This window comes from Pseudomonas sp. NPDC089743, assembly GCF_044748785.1.
Lineage (GTDB): Bacteria > Pseudomonadota > Gammaproteobacteria > Pseudomonadales > Pseudomonadaceae > Aquipseudomonas > Aquipseudomonas putida_X.
Genome location: NZ_JBIVGS010000007.1, coordinates 94686 through 112292, shown reverse-complemented (window position 1 = coordinate 112292; position 17607 = coordinate 94686). Strand labels below are relative to the sequence as shown.

The window sequence follows — 17607 nt, the reverse complement described above, 5'->3', positions numbered from 1 at the left end:
TGTGGGGCCGCAACGCGGCCCGCAAGCGCAGGCTCAGGTCGCGTCGGCGTGGCTTACCAGGCCTTTCACGATCACGCCTACCGTCGCAAGTGCAGCTGGCACCAGCAGCGCCGTCAGCACCTGCTCGAAGTTCCAGCCCAGGCCAAGCAGGGTCGCGCCACTCCAGGCGCCGAGAATCGCGCCAAAGCGGCCGATACCGAGCATCCAGGAAACACCGGTGGCACGCGCCTGGGTCGGATAGAACCGCGCCGCCAGCGAAGGCATGGCCGATTGCGCGCCGTTCACACACATCCCGGCTACCAGCACCAGCGTGGCAAGCACGGCAATGTTGCCCAGGCTCTGCCCCACTGCATAAGCGAACACGCCTGCCAGCAAGTAGAAGATACCGATGACCTTGTGCGGGTTGAAACGGTCCATGGCCCAGCCTACTGCCACGGCGCTGAGTACACCACCGAACTGGAACAGCGCGCCGATGAACGCAGCCTGCTCCATGCTTGCGCCGCTGTCACGCATCAGCGTCGGCAGCCAGCTGGTGAGCAGGTAGACGATGACCAGGCCCATGAAGTAGGTCAGCCACAGCAGCATCGTGCCCAGGCCATAGGTGCCGGAGAAGATCACTGCGAACACGTTGCGCGCCGCCACAACCTTCTGTTCCGGCACACTGAAGCTGCCGGCCTGCGCGACAACGGCCGGTGCGATCGGCGCCAGGGTCTTGCGCACCTTGTCGGTACCGCGGTTGCGCACCACCAGGAAGCGTGCCGACTCAGGTAGCCAGACCATCAGCACCACAACCAGCAGCAGTGGCAGCACACCACCCACTACCAGCAGGCTATGCCAGCCGTAGGCCGGGATCATCTTCGCGGAGATGAACCCACCACCGGCCATGCCCAGGTTGAAACCGCAGAACATGCTGGTCACCAACAGTGACTTGAGGCGCTCCGGGGTATATTCGGAAAGCAGCGTGGTGGCATTGGGCATGCCGGCGCCCAGGCCGAGGCCGGTCAGAAAGCGCAGCATCAGCAACTGGTCGACGTTGCTGGCGTAGGCCGAGGCCAGGCTGAAACCACCGAATACCAATACCGCACCCACCAGCACGACCTTGCGGCCAAAGCGGTCAGCCAGCGGCCCTGAACCCAAGGCGCCGAACACCATCCCGATCAAGGCGGCGCTCATCACCGGGCCAAGGCTGGCGCGGTCGATGCCCCACTCCTGGGACAATGCCGGAGCGATGAAGCCCATGGCCGCCGTGTCCAGGCCATCGAGGAATACAATCAGGAAGCAAAGGATCACTACACGCCACTGATAGCGCGACAGCGGTTGTTCATTGATGAAAGACTGAACGTCGAGGCAGTTCCCGACAGGTTGTGGCTTGTTCATTGTTGTTATCCAGAAATTGAGCACAGTCGAGCCACTGCACGAGGGCGACAGGTACAGGGTTCAAAGTCGATGGAGTTCGGCCTGAGTCAGCCTGGATACAACGCAACTGCGTGCGGGTGCGGCCGCAGCAGCGAAGTGACAGTGGTCATGATGTGCGCCTCTTGTGTTTTTCTTGTTCGGTCGGCACAGCCGACCGCTGCCGGAGACATTAATCAGCCAGTGCAGGGCGCGCAATTCGTCCAGAGCGACACTGTGCGTTTATCGAACAGGAAACGGTTGGCATGTTCGATGACGGTGCACAGCGGCGCGATGGGCGGGGGTTGTTTCAACCAAACAACTGGTGGCAAAGATCGCGACTGGACGCCAACAGGATCGGCAAGAAGCGCTGCTCCAGTTCGCTTCGGCTCACACGCCCCACATGGGTGCTGACATTCAACGCCGCAAGCACCTGCCCGGAAGCATCGTAAATCGGTACGGCGATCGAACGCAGGCCCTGCTCCAGTTCCTGGTCGACCACGCACCAGCCCTGCTCACGCACCTGCTGGATGCACGCGAACAGCGACTCCGGATCATGCAAGGTACGGCTGGTTCGGGCCTTGAGGTCGGCGCGGTCGAGATACTCGCGCAAGCTGGTGTCATCCATGGCGGCCAATAGAATGCGCCCCATCGACGTGCAGTAGGCCGGCAGCCGCCCACCGACCGACAGATCGACCGATATCAGCCGCTCGACAGTGGCCGAACGGGCTATATAAAGGATGTCGTCGCCTTCGAGGGTGGCCATGTTGGCCGCTTCGTGCAACTGATCGCTGATGCGGTCCAGGTAGGGCTGGGCGGACACCGCCAGGGGCGTTGACGAAAGGTAGGCATGGCCAAGCGTCAGCACCTTGGGCAGCAGCGAATAGGTCCGCCCGTCGGTCGTGGCGTAGCCGAGCTTGATCAAGGTATGCAGACAACGACGCACCGCCGCTCGCGGGATCTCGGTGCGGTGGCTGATCTGAGCGATGGTCAGGTGGCGCTTGCGCTCCTGGAATGCCTGGATCACGGCAAGCCCCCGCGCCAGCGAGGTCATGAAGTCCGGATCCCCGGTAAATGCCTGAATACGCTTGGCTGGCGAGGCCACGATTGGCGGCGCCAAGGCAGGGGTGCTCTGGCGTGCCGACTCAGGACTGGCAGATTCGTTGGCCGGGATTTCGTCACTCATCGCTCACCTCAAAAAATTCGCTGCTTCGTGCGATTATCGAACAAACGGCCGATAATCGCAATTGACCGCTGACACGTTTGCTTATACCTTTCTACTGCCACTTGTGGCTTCTTTGGAGAGACTGGTCAGGTACCCACCGTAGAAGTCCCCAGGCAGCGGCCTCGCCTTTGTGCGAGGCCGTTTTTATTTCCCTGCTGGCACCCGAACAGCAGCGAACTTTCCATGCACCGGCCGTTCAAACTTTGCACAAGCAGCCACTACCCGCAACTTGAACAAAGGGTTGTAGGCGCTGGGTAAATTACGCTGGCTGGCATTTTATCGATTGCTATAATCCAACCGGCTGGCCCGGTTCGATATTCGGGCAAGGCACTTACCGCCTACCTTTATCCGACGACCAGCACGCCCAGTGCATGGGCAACGTGCATGTGCACGCATTACCGGCCACTTTTTACATTCAGGTACTACTGTGACGAAAGATGAACTGCGCGCGGAACTGGAGCGCCAGGCTGAACGTTACAAGGAAGTTTACGGTGGTGAAGTCACCACTTACGCCGCTCAACCGGAACCGGAGCGCAAACCTTGGCGCAAGCGGGCCACGGTCCAGGACCAGGCCTTCAACCAGGAACTGGAAAAGATGGAGAAAGAGTTGCGCAACGAAGACACCTGAGCCGTTTGCCGCAGGCAATCGCATTCGCGGTCAGGGGGCGGCGCTCGGGACATAGATCGTTACCCAACAGCCACTCATGAAATGGAATTACACAAATTTCATACAGCCGTTTGAATCCTGAATGGCGAGTCCATTTTGTAGGAATACCCTGGATTTCGGCGCTTTTTGTGATTTTTAGCAGAGCTTTCTGCGCTTTACGCCGTGGGTAATGACGCTAGGGGGGCGCGCAAAAGGCTGCCATCGGTCAGCTGCGGGTGCATCGATTGCAAAGGTTTTCTGGCATAATCCCGCCCCCCAAATGACCGCCAGACAACCTTCATGATCGATTTATTCAGCGGACTGGATGCCTGGGTATTGGTGAGCCTGCTGCTCGCCCTGACCTTCGTGCTCGCATTCGAGTTCATCAATGGCTTTCATGACACCGCCAACGCGGTAGCCACCGTCATCTATACCAAAGCCATGCCACCACACCTGGCCGTGTTCTTCTCCGGGGTGTTCAACTTCCTTGGCGTTCTGCTGGGCGGTGTCGGGGTGGCTTACGCCATCGTTCACCTGCTGCCGGTCGAGCTGCTGATCAATGTGAACACCGGGCATGGCCTGGCCATGGTCTTCTCGTTGCTGGCTGCGGCCATCACCTGGAACCTGGGCACCTGGTATTTCGGCATCCCGGCCTCGAGCTCGCACACCTTGATCGGTTCGATCCTGGGCGTGGGCCTGGCCAATGCCCTGATCAGCGACATTCCCTTGGGTGACGGCGTCAACTGGCAGAAGGCGATCGACATCGCCATGTCGTTGGTCATTTCGCCCATGGCCGGCTTCGCTGTCGCTGCGCTGTTGCTGCTCGGCCTGAAATGGTGGCGCCCGCTGTCGAAGATGCACAAGACACCGGAGCAACGCCGCAAGCTCGACGACAAGAAGCACCCACCCTTCTGGAACCGCCTGGTGCTGGTGATTTCGGCCATGGGCGTGAGCTTCGTACACGGCTCCAACGACGGCCAGAAGGGCATCGGCCTGATCATGCTGGTGCTGATCGGCATTGTTCCGGCCAAGTTCGTACTCGACCTGAACAGCACCACTTACCAGATCGAACGCACCCGCGACGCAACGATGCACCTTAGCCAGTTCTACCAGCGCAACGCCGCCACACTTGGCGAGTTCCTGGCACTGGGCAAGGCGCAGGCCAGCGACCTTCCGGAGCAGTTCAGCTGCAACCCGCAGCAGACCGAACCTACCATCGCGGCATTGCAATCGTCGCTTCAGGGCGTTACCGATTACCGTGCCCTTGACGCCGACAAGCGCGTGGAAGTGCGCCGCTACCTGCTGTGCCTGGATGATACGGCGAAGAAGGTTGGCAAGCTGCCAGGGCTGGAGGCGCGTGAAAAGTCCGACCTCGACAAGTTGCGCAAAGACCTCACCGCCACCACCGAATATGCCCCGTTCTGGGTAATCGTTGCCGTCGCCCTGGCGCTGGGCCTGGGCACCATGGTCGGCTGGAAACGCGTTGTACTGACCGTAGGCGAGAAGATCGGCAAACAGGGCATGACCTATGCCCAGGGCATGTCGGCGCAGATCACCGCAGCATGCGCCATTGGCATGGCCAACGTGTTCGCCCTGCCGGTTTCGACGACCCATGTGTTGTCGTCCGGTGTGGCCGGCACCATGGTTGCCAACAAGAGTGGCCTGCAAGGCGGCACGGTGAAGACCATCCTGCTGGCCTGGGTATTGACCCTGCCTGCAACGATGGGCCTGGCGGCTGGCTTGTTCTGGCTGGCATCCAAGGCAATCGGCTGAACCTTGGCAGCGCAGTGAAAAGGGCCGCTCTGCGGCCCCTTTTACCCGGGCTGACCAACACCAACCCTCAAGCGGCTTTTAATGCACAGAAGCCAGCATCACCACCGCTAACGCTTCTTACCCCCAAGCAACGACCCCATCAACCCCCGCACCAGTTGGCGCCCTAACTGATTGGCCGCCTGACGCACAGCCGACTTGATCGCCTGCCCCGCTGCGCTCTGCAAGAAGTCCCCAGCCTTGACCACCAAGCTGTCTTCATCCGCCTGGGGCGCCGGTACCGGCTCCGCCGGCTCGCCTTTGCGCCGGGCCAGCATTTCATACGCCGACTCACGGTCGATCGGCTTGTCATAGCGCCCCACCAACGGCGACCCGGCTATCAGCGCACTACGCTCGCCCGCACTCAACGGCCCGATTCGCGATTGCGGCGGTGCGATCAGTACTCGCTGCACCATCGCCGGCGTCCCCCGGTCTTCAAGCGTCCCCACCAGCGCCTCGCCAATCCCAAGCTCGGTCAGCACTGCCAGAGTGTCGAATGCCGGGTTCGGGCGAAAGCCGTCTGCCACGGCCCGCAGCGACTTCTGCTCCTTGGCGGTAAACGCCCGTAACCCATGCTGTATGCGCAACCCCAATTGGGCCAGCACGCTGTCGGGCAGATCGCCCGGCGACTGGGTGACAAAGAACACCCCCACGCCCTTGGAGCGGATGAGCCGAACCACCTGTTCCAAGCGATCCTGCAGCGCTTTCGGGGTGCCGTTGAACAGTAGATGGGCTTCGTCGAAAAACAGCGCAAGCACCGGCTTGTCGGCATCGCCTCGCTCCGGCAACTGCTCGAACAGTTCGGCCAACAGCCACAGCAGGAAGGTGGCGTAGACCTTCGGCGCCTCATGCACCAAGCGGCTGGCATCGAGCAGGTGAATTCGCCCACGACCATCAGCGTCCGTGCGCAGCAGGTCCTCCAGTTGCAATGCCGGCTCACCGAACAGCGCCTCGGCGCCCTGCTGCTCCAACGTTGCCAAACGACGCAACAATGCCTGGGTCGAACCGGTGGTCATCAGTGCACTGTCTTCGCCCAGCAACTGGGGATTGTCTTTAAGGTGTGCCAGCAGCGCCTTGAGGTCCTTGAGATCGAGCAGCAGCAACCCGTCACGGTCGGCCACCTTGAATGCGGCATACAACGCTGCCTGCTGGCTGTCGGTCAGTTCAAGCAGGTTGCCAAGCAACAGCGGCCCCATCTCGCTCAGGGTGGTGCGCAGCGGGTGGCCGGACTGCCCGGCGATATCCCAAAGGCTCAACGGGTAGGCTTGCGCCCGGTACCCCAGCCAAGGCATGCCGGCAATGCGCTCGGCCACCTTGCCCTGGGGCGCTGCCGCCGCACCGACACCGCACAGGTCACCTTTGACATCGGCCGCGAACACCGCCACACCGGCATCACTGAACCCTTCCGCCAGGTGTTGCAAGGTCACGGTCTTGCCGGTACCGGTGGCACCGGCGACCAGGCCATGGCGGTTAGCCAGGCGCATGGCTTGCGTCACAGGCTGGCCATCCGGGCCAGCACCTACAACTATCGTCGAGTTTTCCGACATCTTTTTAATCCCCTGCTCAAGCTCGACCACCCATCAGCCGATAGCTCTGGATGATATTCGCCTTTGAAGACAGAACACCCCTGAAAGGACTTACGGGATGTTGCACTGTTTTAAGCGGTACTCGTGCGAACGCCCGATAAAAACCTTAGCGGAACCGATCACGCCATGAACAAAAGCCTTCGTTTCAGCCACAAGATTCTTTTGGCCGCATCACTGATCGTGATACTCGCCTTTAGCCTGTTCACCCTCTACAACGACTATCTCCAGCGTAATGCCATCCGTGAAGACCTGGAGAATTATCTGGCTGAAATGGGCGCCTCCACTTCGAACAACATTCGCAACCTGTTCGAAGGCCGGATAAAGCTGGTTGAAAACCTGGCGCAGAACATCGCCCAGCAACCTGCCAGCGCAGAAACGCTGATGGGCCAGAGTGCCCTGACTTCAAGCTTTTTGACCGTCTACCTGGGCAAGGTCGATGGTGGCTTCAGCGTGCGCCCCGACTCGAAGATGCCAGATGGCTACGACCCCCGCACCCGCCCCTGGTACAAGGATGGCATGAGCGCCACGGGCGCCATCCTCACCGAGCCCTACATCGACATGACCACCAACCAGATGGTCATCGGCATCCTCAGCAAAGTGTCCGCGGGGGTCGGCGTGGTCGGCGGCGACCTGGCGCTGGACGGCCTGGTGCAGATCATCAACTCGCTGAATTTTGGCGGCATGGGCTACGCCTTCCTGGTCAACGACCAAGGCAAGATTCTGGTGCACCCTGACAAGGCACTGGTCATGAAGTCGTTGTCGGACCTGTTCCCGCAGCACACGCCAAAACTGACGGGCGAGCTCACTGAGATCGAAGCCGATGGCCAGACCCGCCTACTGACCTTCACCCCGATCAAGGGCCTGCCATCGGCCAACTGGTACATCGGCCTGTCCGTGGACAAGGACAAAGCCTTTGCCATGCTCAGCAACTTCCGTACTTCGGCAGTGATCGCCACGGTGGTGGCGGTCGTGATCATCATCGGTTTGCTGGGCCTGCTGATCCGCGTGCTGATGCAGCCGTTGCTCACCATGACCCGCGCCATGGAGGACATCGCCGAAGGTGAAGGCGACCTGACCAAACGCCTGAAAATTCACCAGCAGGATGAGTTCGGCATCCTCGGCACTGCCTTCAACCGCTTCGTCGAGCGCATCCACGGCTCGATCCGCGAGGTGTCCTCGGCCACCGAGCAGGTCAACGAGGTGGCGCTGCGCGTGATCAGCGCCTCCAACTCGTCGATGACCAACTCCGACGAGCAGTCCAACCGCACCAACAGCGTTGCCGCGGCCATCAATGAACTGGGTGCCGCCGCCCAGGAAATCGCCGGCAATGCCGCCCAGGCTTCGCAGCATGCAAGTTCTGCACGGCTGCTGGCAGAAGAAGGTCAGCAGGTAGTGACGCGCAATATCGAGGCGATGAATCGCCTGTCGGACCTGATCGTCACGTCCAGCGCGCACATCGAAACGCTCAACAGCAAGACGGTGAACATCGGCCAGATCCTCGAAGTGATCACCAGCATCTCCCAGCAGACCAACCTGCTGGCGCTGAACGCTGCCATCGAGGCCGCACGGGCGGGTGAAGCCGGGCGTGGTTTTGCCGTGGTCGCCGACGAAGTCCGCAATCTGGCGCACCGTACCCAAGAGTCGGCGCAACAGGTCCAGGCGATGATCGAGGAGTTGCAGGTCGGTGCCCGTGAGTCGGTGGACACCATGGGCCAGAGCCAGCGCCACAGCCAGGACAGCATGGCGATCGCCAACCAGGCGGGTGAGCGCTTGGACAGCGTGACTGTGCGCATCGGTGAAATCGACGGCATGAACCAGTCGGTTGCAACTGCAACCGAAGAGCAGACAGCGGTGGTCGACTCGATCAACATGGACATCAATGAGATCAACATGCTCAACCAGGAAGGCGTGGAGAACCTCCAGGCCACCCTGCGAGCGTGCTCGGACCTCGAGCAACAGGCCACCCGCCTCAAGCACCTGGTAGGCAGCTTCCGCATCTAAGCTGCAAGTGGCAAGCTGCAAGCTGCAAGTAAAAGCGGGCCATGCGCCCTCTCGCTTGTAGCTTGCCGCTTGTAGCTTGCCGCTTGAAGCTTGAAGCTTGAAGCTTGAAGCTTGAAGCTTGCAGCTTGCAGCTGCAGCTGCTGCTCCCAACCCAACCGAACAAACTATCCTTCAGGTAGGTCAATCTTTAGGCGCGTCATCGTCGGCCTGTTACAGCCCGATGACGGACCAAAAGTCGATCCCGGAGGGATGCTGATCGTGCACATCGCTGACATCACCATGTTCTACGCCCCGGCCAGCGGGGGCGTACGTACCTATCTTGATGCCAAACACCACCGTCTCGACGCCATTGAGGGCGTACGCCACAGCCTGTTGATTCCCGGGGCCAGTGCTCGCCAGGAAGACGGCATCTATCAAGTTCCGGCGCCGCCCCTGCCCTTTGGCAAAGGCTACCGCTTCCCCGTGCGCCTTGCCCCCTGGTGCAATGTGCTGCGCGGCCTCAAGCCCGACCTCATCGAAGTGGGTGACCCGTACCTTACCGCCTGGGCCGCCCTCGAGGCGCGCCGCCAGCTCGATGTCCCCGTGATCGGCTTCTATCACTCCGACTTGCCACTGCTGGTCAGCAACCGCATGGGCAACTGGTTCACGCCGAATGTAGAAGCCTATGTCAGCAAGCTGTACGGCAATTTCGACCGAGTGCTGGCGCCCAGCCAGGTGATGGCCGACAAACTTCGCCGCCTGGGCGTGCGCGATGTGCATGTGCAGCGCCTGGGCGTGGACTTGGCCACGTTCAACCCGCAACACCGTGACCCACAACTGCGCGCCGAACTGGGTATCCCCGATACCAGCCGCCTGCTGGTCTTCGCTGGCCGTGGCTCGCGGGAAAAAAACCTGCCCGTACTGCTCGATTGCATACAGCGTCTTGGCCGCCCTTACCACCTGCTATTGGTAGGCTCGAACATGCCAAGCAACGTCCCTGACAACGTCAGCGTCATCAATCGATTCTGCGCGCCGCAGGACGTCGCCCGGCTCGTGGCCAGCGCCGACCTGCTGGTGCATGCCGGCGACCAGGAAACCTTCGGCCTGGTCATCCTTGAAGCCATGGCCAGCGCCACTCCCGTGGTGGCCGTGCACGCCGGGGCCTTCGGCGAGATCGTCAATGAGCAGTGCGGTCGCCTGTGCCGGGCCAACGACGGCCTGGCCATGGCCACCGCGGTGCGTGAGGTGTTCGAAGCCGGCGTGCGCAAGCTCGGCGCCCAGGCCCGCAGCCATGTGGAGCAGCATTATTCATGGGACAATGTCGTCGCCGGCCTGCTGCAGCACTATCAGGCGGTGCTTGGCCATCAACCGCAGGTACGCGCCCATGCTTGAGACCAGCGCCGCGCCGGGCAGCCTGATGCTTGTGCTGCATGACATCGCGCCTGAGACCTGGCCGGATTACCAGCCCTTCGTCGAGGCCGTCGACGAAATGGGCCATGTGCCCATGACCTGGCTGGTAGTGCCGAACTTCCATCACCGCAACCCGCTGGCGGGCTCACCCGCATTCTGCCGCCTGCTCGAACGACGCCTGGCGCGTGGCGACGAACTGGCGCTGCATGGCTTGTATCACGCCGACGACGGGCCAGCGCCACGCAGCCTGCGTGACTACTTCATGCGCCGCCTGTACACCCATGAAGGGGAGTTCTATGCCTTGAACCAGGCGCAGGCCATGCAACGCCTGGAGGCCGGCCTTGAAGTCTTCGACCGGCAAGGCTGGCCCGTGGCAGGCTTCGTCGCCCCGGCCTGGCTGATGAGCCAAGGCACCCGCCAGGCCTTGAGCCAATTGCCGTTGCGCTACACCAGCACCCCGCAGCACCTTTATCGTTTACCCGACTTCACCGCGTTCAATGCCCCAGGCCTGGTCTGGAGTGCCCGCAGCGCCTGGCGTCGTGGTATGTCGCAGGTGGTCTGTGACTGGCAGTGCAGGCGCTGGCGCAACGCTGAGACCCTGCGCCTTGGGCTGCACCCCGTGGACATGCGCCACCGCTCCTCACGAGATTACTGGCTGCGCACGCTGGACAAGCTGCTGATGCAAGGGCGCGCCCCCCTGACCAAGTCGGCCTGGCTACAGCGCCAGGCAGTAGGATGAACCGTCTGGGCTGGCTGGCCATGGCGCTGGTGATGGCCATGGTGATACCGGCCCTGCTGGGGGGCAGCGACCTGCTGCCCAGGCTCAAGGCCTTCGACCCCGCACTGATGCTGACCCTGCTGGGCATGATCCTGATGTGCTGGATAATCAATGCCGTGCGCTTGCGCCTGCTGCTTGGCCAGCAGGGAGCAAAGCTCGGCCACGTGCGCAGCCTCGGCGTGGTGATGGCCACCGAATTCGCCATTTGCACCACCCCAGGCGGCAGCGGCGGGCCGTTGACACTCATGGCCCTGCTGGCCCGTGACCGTATCGGCCCGGCACGCAGCGGCGCGGTGTTTGCCATGGACCAGTTGAATGATCTGTTGTTCTTCTTCTGCGCCATGTTGGCAATAGCCGGTTACGCACTGTTCCACAGCCTTGGCCGCAGCCAGCAGAGCATGTTGCTGGGCAGTGCCCTACTGCTGTGCTCGGCACTGGCGGCAATCGTGGCGCTGCTACGGTACCGACGAACGGTGATGCGCCTGAATGGGCGGCTGCTGCAGCGCATGGGGGTGGCCCCTGCGCGCAAACGGCGCTGGGCGCGCAAGCTGTTGCACTTCATCGATGCCTTGGCGCAGACCTGGCAGCTGCCAAAAAGCACACTGGCACTGGTGTTCACCCTCACCTGCGCGCATTGGAGCCTGCGCTACAGCGTGCTGTACCTGGTCTTGCAAGGCTTGGGCGTGGAGTTGTCGTGGATTCCGAGCTTCCTGGTACAGATGCTCTCGCTCAGTGCCGGGCAGTTCAGCCTGCTGCCGGGCGGCGCCGGGGCGGCCGAGCTGACCTCGGCGAGCCTGTTGACGCCTTTGGTGGGCAGTTCCACCGCGGCTGCGGCGATCCTGATCTGGCGTGCGGTCACTTACTACTTTTATCTGCTGGCCGGGGGGCCGGTGTTTGTTTGCCTGCTGGCGCGTCCCCTGCTGGAGCGCTGGCGGCGTCAGACGGGTTGAGCTGGCGCCAGAGCTCAGCGGCACCGGGGAAATCAGTGCCGTCCTGTTCGCTCAGGGCGTCGGGGTCGTAGCGAGAAAGGCAGCCTTCCCCGAGGGTAGGCGGTGCTGATGCGGTGGGTTTGTTGCGTGAGCCTGTCATGTTTCACCCCGTGCATGGCTGGGGCTGCAGTGCAGCCCCAAAGCCCGTATCAGTCGAACACGACAGTCTTGTTGCCGTGCACCAGCACGCGGTCTTCCAAGTGATAGCGCAGGCCACGGGCAAGCACCATCTTCTCCACATCGCGGCCGAAGCGGACCATGTCCTCGATGCTGTCGGCATGGCTCACACGCACCACGTCCTGCTCGATGATCGGGCCTGCGTCCAGTTCTTCGGTCACGTAGTGGCAAGTAGCACCGATCAGCTTCACCCCACGCAGGGCGGCCTGGTGGTAAGGTTTGGCACCGACGAACGACGGCAGGAAGCTGTGGTGGATGTTGATGACTTTTTCGGCGTAATCCTGGCACAACTGCGGTGGCAGGATTTGCATGTACCGCGCCAGCACAACCACATCGGCCGCATGTTCCTGGACCAGGCGCGACACTTCAGCGAACGCAGGCGCCTTGTCTTTCGGGTCGACGGGTACATGGAAGAACGGGATGCCGTGCCACTCGACCATGCTGCGCAGGTCGTTGTGGTTGGAGATCACGCAAGGGATCTCGCAATCGAGTTCATCGGTGTGCCAGCGATGCAACAGATCAGCCAGGCAGTGGGATTCACGGCTCGCCATCAACACCACACGCTTTTTCTGAGCCGAATCCGTAATGCGCCAGGTCATGGAAAACTCTTCGGCTATCGGCGAAAAGGCTTCGCGGAAGGCCTCGATACCGAATGGCAGCGATTCGGCGCGGATTTCATGGCGCATGAAGAACCAGCCACTCTGCTCATCGGAGTGGTGGCTCGCTTCGTTGATCCAGCCGTTGTACAAAGCCAGGAAATTACTGACTTTCGCCACGATACCAACACGGTCGGGGCAAGCGATCACCAGACGATAGGTGCGCATGAATAAGACTCCAGAACTTCGCAAAGGCGCTCATTCTAGCGGCCCGCCCGGAAAAACGCAGTAATCATTGCACCCCGCCACCGCCCCTTGCGCGCTTAGACGCGGGCCGTGGCACGCAGCAACAGCCAGGCGAAACATGACGAGTTACGCGGGCTAATGTAAATATTTTTTTAACCTTGAGATATTTTGTCACAGCCCACATAAACAGTTGATGAACTGATTAATAGGTTTACTTGAGAGTATCGCCTGTCTATTATTGCTCCACACATTTCCCGAACACGCATTAAGGAACACTCCATGTCCCTGATCAACGAATACCGCGCCACCGAAGAAGCCATCAAAGAACTTCAAGCCCGCCTGGCCAACCTGTCGCAGGATGACAAGCTGAAGAAAGAACTGGAGTTCGAAGGCAAACTGCGCACGCTGATGGGCGAATACTCCAAATCGCTGCGCGACGTCATTGCCCTGCTCGACCCAGAATCGAAGCTGAGCAAAGGCCCACGTGGCGCAGTCAAGACCACCGCCACCAAACGTGCGCGCAAGGTCAAGCAATACAAAAACCCGCACAACGGTGAAGTGATCGAAACCAAAGGCGGCAACCACAAAACCCTGAAAGAGTGGAAAGCCAAATGGGGTGGCGATGTGGTTGAAAGCTGGGCGACCCTGCTGGACTGATTGTCCGCTCGATCGCTGTACTGCTTAAAATAAAAACGCCGGCACGATGCCGGCGTTTTTGTTTGCGTGTACAAAACCACTCAAAAAGGAATGGCAAATTGCTCTGCCAGTTGCCGGGCATGCGCCTGCCAGGCGTCCAGCACCTGGCGCCCCGGCTCGTCCGCCTTGGCCCAGACGCTTTGCCGCGCCTGCTCGAAGTCGCCCAGCGTGTTCGGTGCTCCCCAGTGTGGGTCGCTCAATCGCTGCTGACAGAAACCATACCAGCGCTGCCGCTCTTCGCTATTCAAGGTGTCCGGGAAGTTACGCGCCCGGTACCGGAACAACAACTCAGGCAGGCGCGGGTCATCGAACATCCAGTGGCCTAGCCCCAACTGAGAAGGGTCCAGCGTTCTTACTTGTTCACACAGCCGGCGATCGCGGTCGCCGAGAAACCCTTCATACAATTGCTGCTCCGGATCTTCACTCGGAACAAAGTCGTCCTTGCCGTAAATGTGTTCCAGCTTGTGTTGCCAGGCGTTCTGCTGATTGGCCAACTCTTCAGCGCGAGCGTGTACGAGCGCCAGATCGATCCCGAGCCGTTGCTGATCGGCCGCGCGCAATACCGAAAGCGGCGCCACTACCGGGCAGCGATTGATCTGCACCAACTTCAGCGGTATGGGTAATTGCCCATCAGACAATTCCTCACGACGCGTGTACAAGCGCTCACGAATTACCTCGGCACTTTCCCTTAATAAGGGTAGGGTTTCACTTTGCAGGTCGCACACAATCAGCGCGTTGCGATTACGTGGGTGCCAGGCCAACGGCAAGACCACCCCAAGATAATTGCGCGCCGCCGAGAAGCGCCCCGATATATGCACCAAGGGCTGCAGCAGACGGATTTGCTCCATCACTTTGTGCTTGCTGCGCAATTGGAACAGCCACTCATACAACTTAGGCTGCTTGTCGCGGATCAAGCGCGCCAGCGCGATGGTAGCCCGCACGTCGGAAAGTGCCTCGTGGGCATGCCCATGATCGATGCCGTTGGCCTTGCTGAGCAATTCAAGGCGCAAGCTGACGCGCCCGTCCTGTTGCGGCCAGACGATGCCCTCAGGGCGCAGGGCGTAAGCAGTGCGGACCACATCGATCAAGTCCCAGCGGCTATTGCCGCCCTGCCACTCCCGGGCATACGGGTCGAAGAAATTGCGGTACAGGCTGTAGCGGGTAACCTCGTCGTCGAAGCGCAGCGTGTTGTAACCCGCGCCGCAGGTACCCGGTTGGGCCAGTTGCGCGTGCACCCGCGTCATGAACTCGGCTTCGCTCAGGCCCTGGTTGGCCAGCTGCTGCGGGGTGATGCCTGTCACCAGGCAAGCCGCCGGGTGCGGCAGGATATCGTCGCTGGGGCGGCAGTAAAGACTGATGGGCTCGTCGATTTCATTGAGCTCGAAGTCGGTGCGCACACCGGCCACCTGCAACGGCCGGTCGCAGCGCGGATTGATACCGGTGGTTTCATAGTCGTGCCAGAAAATGCTGGAGGTCACGGGGTCGTCCTGATCGAAGGTCGCCCCGATTCTAGCGGACATGGCCTCAGACGGAAGCGTTGGCCGGATGGAAACTGAAATAGTCGCGCAACGAGCGCACGAACTCGTCGTACTCGCGTGGTGCCTGCAACAGCATGAAGCCCGAATCGTAATGGCCAGGCGTCTGGTCCTCACGGCACCACAGGCAACTGGCGGTCAGGTTGATGAACTGAAAGCCGCCACCGGGCAGCGGCAAGCGCAATTGCAATTCGAAATCCGGGCCCACCAGCACCGGTAACTGGCTGATCAACATCAAGCCATCTTCCGAGGCATTGCCCAACTGCCCGATCGGCTGATCGGTCACGCGATTGAAGACCATCAGTACGCAAGGCAACTGATGGCGCTCGATATGACGCTGGTTGAACATGGTCACAATTGCAGTCCGTACCCGATGCCAGGAATACGAGGTACTGGCGGTTGTTGTAACAACTGAGTTACAGGTTAGCGCAGCGCGCGTGGCAAATCCCGTGAAATAAACGACACCTTGGTGTTAACGCCAAGGAGAGGTACTCACCGGGTTGGCCATCGCAGCCTCGCCAGCGCGGTAGTGGCCCAGTTTCTCCAGGGTTTGCAGCCGCGCCTTGGCCCGGTAGGCATACTCGTTGCGTGGATACTGCTGAATCAGGTACTCGTAGGTTTGTGCAGCGTCCACGTAAAGCTTCTGGCGCTCCAGGCACTGGCCACGCAGCAACGACACTTCCGGATGGATGAACGGCCGCGCACGGCTGGTGCGGTCGACCTGTGACAGCTCGAGCATCACCCGTTGGCAATCGCCACGGTCGTACGCACGATAGGCGTTGTTCAGGTGGTGGTCCATGGACCAGCGGGTACAGCCGACGGCGCTGGCGGCCAGGGCGAAAACGATCAGGGCTCGCATGGGGATCTCCTTTAATAAAGAGTATATCGGCGTGCCGGTATATTTCTTCAGCTTGCCACGTGCGGCTTGCAGCTGCCCTATCGTACCCGCCTTCAGGTAGTGCAACGGAACAATGACTACAGGGCGATTCAGGAGTAGCCTTTCGCTGCGCTTCACTATAGGAGTCTGTGCATGACCATCCGCCGTACCAAAATCGTCGCCACCCTCGGCCCCGCCAGCAACTCGCCGCAAGTGATCGAACAGCTGATCCTCGCCGGCCTGGACGTGGCACGTCTGAACTTTTCCCACGGCACCCCGGACGAGCACAAGGCGCGCGCCCGCCTGATCCGTGAGATCGCTGCCAAGAACGGCCGCCATGTCGCATTGCTGGGCGATCTGCAGGGTCCGAAGATCCGCATCGCCAAGTTCAGCAACAAGCGCATCGAACTGAAGATCGGTGACAAGTTCACCTTCTCCACCGCCCACCCGCTGACCGAAGGCAACCAGGACATCGTCGGTATCGACTACCCCGACCTGGTCAAGGACTGCGGCGTTGGTGACGAACTGTTGCTCGACGACGGCCGTGTGGTCATGCGCGTCGAGACCGCTACCGCTGATGCACTGCACTGCGTGGTGATCATCGGTGGCCCGCTGTCGGACCACAAAGGCATCAACCGCAAAGGTGGCGGCCTGACCGCACCAGCCCTGACCGAAAAAGACAAGGCCGACATCAAGCTGGCCGCGGAAATGGACCTGGACTACCTCGCCGTATCCTTCCCGCGTGACGCCAGCGACATGGAATATGCCCGCAAGCTGCGCGACGAGTCCGGCGGCAGCGCCTGGCTGGTGGCGAAGATCGAGCGTGCCGAAGCCGTTGCCGACGACGAAACCCTCGACAAGCTGATCGCTGCCTCCGATGCCGTGATGGTTGCCCGTGGCGACCTGGGCGTGGAAATCGGCGACGCCGAGCTGATCGCCATCCAGAAGAAGATCATCCAGCACGCTCGCCGCAACAACAAGGCAGTGATCGTGGCGACCCAGATGATGGAGTCGATGATCCAGAACCCGATGCCGACCCGCGCCGAAGTTTCCGACGTGGCCAACGCCGTGCTGGACAACACCGATGCGGTGATGCTGTCGGCCGAAAGCGCCGCCGGTTCCTACCCGATCGAAGCGGTCCAGGCCATGGCACGCATCTGTCTGGGCGCTGAAAAGCATCCCACCAGCCAGAAGTCCAGCCACCGTTTGCACACCACCTTCGAGCGCTGCGACGAGAGCATCGCCCTGGCGGCCATGTACACCGCCAACCACTTCCCGGGTGTCAAGGCGATCATCGCCCTCACCGAAAGTGGCTATACCCCGCTGATCATGTCGCGCCTGCGCTCGCATGTGCCGATCTACGCACTGTCGCCGCACCGCGCGACCCAAGCGCGCGCGTCGATGTTCCGCGGCGTCTACCCGATCGCGTTCGACCCGGCTTCGCTGCCGGCCGACAAGGTCAGCCAGGCGGCGGTCGACGAGCTGCTCAAGCGTGGCCTGGTGGCGCAAGGTGATTGGGTGATCCTGACCAAGGGCGACAGCTACCACACCATCGGTGGTACCAACGGCATGAAGATCCTGCATGTCGGTGATCCGCTGGTCGGCTGATCGGTCTTGACCGGGGCCGCGCTGCGGCCCATCGCTGCGGTTCGTCGCCACGACGCG

Annotated in this window: 14 protein-coding genes and 2 pseudogenes; 9 read left to right on the top strand and 7 right to left on the bottom strand. The window is 61.2% G+C overall.

The window, feature by feature from the left end; translation table 11 throughout:
- Positions 1-33: 33 nt before the first annotated feature.
- Both ACIPZC_RS14770 and pcaR read right to left on the bottom strand, forming a co-directional pair.
- Positions 34-1377, bottom strand: a complete 1344-nt coding sequence (locus ACIPZC_RS14770; RefSeq protein ID WP_241804780.1) for an MFS transporter — start codon at positions 1375-1377, stop codon at positions 34-36.
- Between the two features lie 325 nt (positions 1378-1702).
- Positions 1703-2528, bottom strand: a pseudogene (pcaR, locus tag ACIPZC_RS14765) (pca regulon transcriptional regulator PcaR); the annotation flags it as partial.
- Positions 2529-3044: 516 nt separating this feature from the next.
- Between pcaR and ACIPZC_RS14760 the strand changes: the two are divergent.
- The gene (locus ACIPZC_RS14760; RefSeq protein WP_012312935.1) at positions 3045-3245 is read left to right on the top strand and encodes a hypothetical protein; all 201 of its coding nucleotides are present in this window, start codon (positions 3045-3047) and stop codon (positions 3243-3245) included.
- 318 nt (positions 3246-3563) lie between these two features.
- Complete coding sequence (locus tag ACIPZC_RS14755; RefSeq protein ID WP_400627691.1) at positions 3564-5036, top strand: inorganic phosphate transporter; 1473 nt, start codon at positions 3564-3566, stop codon at positions 5034-5036.
- Between the two features lie 107 nt (positions 5037-5143).
- Here the strand turns inward: ACIPZC_RS14755 and ACIPZC_RS14750 are convergent, their stop codons facing one another.
- Entirely contained in the window at positions 5144-6619 is a 1476-nt protein-coding gene (locus ACIPZC_RS14750; protein WP_400627689.1) for a helicase HerA-like domain-containing protein, read from the bottom strand.
- Between the two features lie 165 nt (positions 6620-6784).
- On the opposite strand from ACIPZC_RS14750, the pseudogene ACIPZC_RS14745 reads away from it, so the two are divergent.
- From ACIPZC_RS14745 to ACIPZC_RS14725, 5 genes and pseudogenes are all read left to right on the top strand, one after another.
- Positions 6785-7801: pseudogene (locus ACIPZC_RS14745) on the top strand (cache domain-containing protein); the annotation flags it as partial.
- 93 nt (positions 7802-7894) lie between these two features.
- Positions 7895-8659, top strand: a complete 765-nt coding sequence (locus ACIPZC_RS14740) for a methyl-accepting chemotaxis protein (RefSeq protein WP_372490470.1) — start codon at positions 7895-7897, stop codon at positions 8657-8659.
- 249 nt (positions 8660-8908) lie between these two features.
- Positions 8909-10030, top strand: coding sequence for a glycosyltransferase family 1 protein (locus tag ACIPZC_RS14735; RefSeq protein ID WP_241804775.1), 1122 nt, complete (start codon positions 8909-8911; stop codon positions 10028-10030).
- On the top strand, positions 10023-10787 hold the full coding sequence (locus tag ACIPZC_RS14730; RefSeq protein ID WP_400627687.1) for a DUF2334 domain-containing protein: 765 nt from the start codon (positions 10023-10025) through the stop codon (positions 10785-10787). Before ACIPZC_RS14735 ends, ACIPZC_RS14730 begins: the two co-directional genes overlap by 8 nt.
- Positions 10784-11776, top strand: a complete 993-nt coding sequence (locus ACIPZC_RS14725; RefSeq protein ID WP_400627685.1) for a lysylphosphatidylglycerol synthase transmembrane domain-containing protein — start codon at positions 10784-10786, stop codon at positions 11774-11776. The genes ACIPZC_RS14730 and ACIPZC_RS14725 overlap by 4 nt, the downstream gene beginning before the upstream one ends.
- Before the next feature lie 188 nt (positions 11777-11964).
- On the opposite strand, the gene purU is transcribed toward ACIPZC_RS14725, so the two are convergent.
- Positions 11965-12816: a formyltetrahydrofolate deformylase gene (gene purU, locus ACIPZC_RS14720; RefSeq protein WP_241804771.1), complete on the bottom strand. Its 852-nt coding sequence runs from the start codon at positions 12814-12816 to the stop codon at positions 11965-11967.
- 297 nt (positions 12817-13113) lie between these two features.
- On the opposite strand from purU, the gene mvaT reads away from it, so the two are divergent.
- Positions 13114-13491 (top strand): histone-like nucleoid-structuring protein MvaT, encoded by a 378-nt coding sequence (mvaT, locus tag ACIPZC_RS14715; RefSeq protein ID WP_012312927.1) that lies wholly within the window; start codon positions 13114-13116, stop codon positions 13489-13491.
- An 80-nt stretch (positions 13492-13571) separates the two neighbouring features.
- Here the strand turns inward: mvaT and sbcB are convergent, their stop codons facing one another.
- From sbcB to ACIPZC_RS14700, 3 genes are all read right to left on the bottom strand, one after another.
- Complete coding sequence (sbcB, locus tag ACIPZC_RS14710) at positions 13572-15008, bottom strand: exodeoxyribonuclease I (RefSeq protein ID WP_400627682.1); 1437 nt, start codon at positions 15006-15008, stop codon at positions 13572-13574.
- Positions 15009-15054: 46 nt separating this feature from the next.
- Positions 15055-15414: a PilZ domain-containing protein gene (locus tag ACIPZC_RS14705; RefSeq protein ID WP_241804929.1), complete on the bottom strand. Its 360-nt coding sequence runs from the start codon at positions 15412-15414 to the stop codon at positions 15055-15057.
- A 123-nt stretch (positions 15415-15537) separates the two neighbouring features.
- Positions 15538-15924 carry a tetratricopeptide repeat protein gene (locus tag ACIPZC_RS14700; RefSeq protein ID WP_241804769.1) on the bottom strand — a complete coding sequence of 129 codons (387 nt, stop codon included), beginning with the start codon at positions 15922-15924 and terminating at the stop codon, positions 15538-15540.
- A gap of 171 nt (positions 15925-16095) precedes the next feature.
- Between ACIPZC_RS14700 and pyk the strand changes: the two genes are divergently transcribed.
- Positions 16096-17550: a pyruvate kinase gene (gene pyk, locus ACIPZC_RS14695; RefSeq protein WP_039604343.1), complete on the top strand. Its 1455-nt coding sequence runs from the start codon at positions 16096-16098 to the stop codon at positions 17548-17550.
- Positions 17551-17607: the final 57 nt, after the last annotated feature.